The following is a 1,120-nucleotide window of genomic DNA, read 5'->3' as shown; positions in this document are numbered from 1 at the left end:
TGCGGATTCGTTGCGCGCCGGCATGTCGTTCGGCATCACCATGAAATTTCCGGGGCAAATCTATCCGGCCGTCAGCCCGCTGGCGATCCTGTGGGGGTCGGACGGCGCCTATGTCTGGCAGATCGAGGATGGCAAGGCCAGGCGGGTCCCGGTGCGCATCATACAGCGCAACACCGAGACCGTGCTGATCGACGCCGAGATCGACAATGGCGACATGGTGGTCACAGAGGGCACCCAGAGCGTCAGCGAGGGCGGCGCGGTCCGCCTTGCAGGTGAAGAGCAGCGCGCCGCGGACGCCGCCGCAGGCACATGACCAGCCCCGCCAACACTGCCAGCGAGACCGGCTTCACCGCCCTGTTCATCCGCAGGCCGGTGATGGCCTTCGTGCTGAACACACTGATTGCGGTCGCCGGCCTGGCCGCCTTCTACGGCGTCGAGATCCGCGAACTGCCTGATGTCGATCGCGCGGTCGTCACCGTTTCCACCACCTTCGAGGGCGCGGCGGCCGAGACCGTCGATCGCGAGCTGACCGACACCATCGAGGGCGCCGTCGCCCGCGTCTCCGGCGTCAAGTCGATCTCGTCGTCTTCCTCATTCGGCTCAAGCCGCGTCACCATCGAGTTCAACGATGGCGTCGATCTGAATGTCGCCGCCTCGGACGTGCGTGATGCCGTCGGCCGCGTCGCCAACCAGATGCCGGACACCGCCGATCCGCCGCGCATCGTCAAGGCCGACGCCAATTCCGACCCGGTGATGCGGCTGGCGGTGACCTCGGACAACATGTCGATCCAGGACATGACCGTGGGGGTCCAGGACCAGATCGAGGACGAGTTGGCCGCCGTGCCCGGCGTTGCCGACGTCCAGGTCTATGGCGACCGCGACAAGATCTTCCGCATCGACGTCGATCAGAACAAGCTGGCCAGCCTCGGCTTCACGGTTGCCGACCTCAGGGCCGCCCTTGCCTCGGTCGCCTTCGATTCCCCCGCAGGTTCGATCACCACGACCAACCAGGACCTGATCGTCCGCACGACTGCCGACGTCACCACGCCGGGAGAGTTCGAAAACATCATCATCGGCGGCACGACGCGCATCCGCGATGTCGCCACCGTCACACTCGGCC

At 66.2% G+C, this 1,120-nt stretch carries 1 protein-coding gene and 1 pseudogene; both read left to right on the top strand.

Annotated features, from left to right (window positions below; all coding sequences use genetic code 11):
- Positions 1–313, top strand: a pseudogene (locus EN939_RS35255) (efflux RND transporter periplasmic adaptor subunit); the annotation flags it as partial.
- Positions 310–1,120 (top strand): efflux RND transporter permease subunit (locus tag EN939_RS35250; RefSeq protein WP_164751563.1); only part of this gene is annotated, 811 nt, incomplete at its 3' end. The pseudogene EN939_RS35255 and the gene EN939_RS35250, both read left to right, overlap by 4 nt.

The sequence above is a fragment of the Mesorhizobium sp. M7A.F.Ca.CA.002.05.1.1 genome (assembly GCF_003998335.1).
Lineage (GTDB): Bacteria > Pseudomonadota > Alphaproteobacteria > Rhizobiales > Rhizobiaceae > Mesorhizobium.
This window is presented reverse-complemented; position numbering and strand designations above follow the sequence as displayed.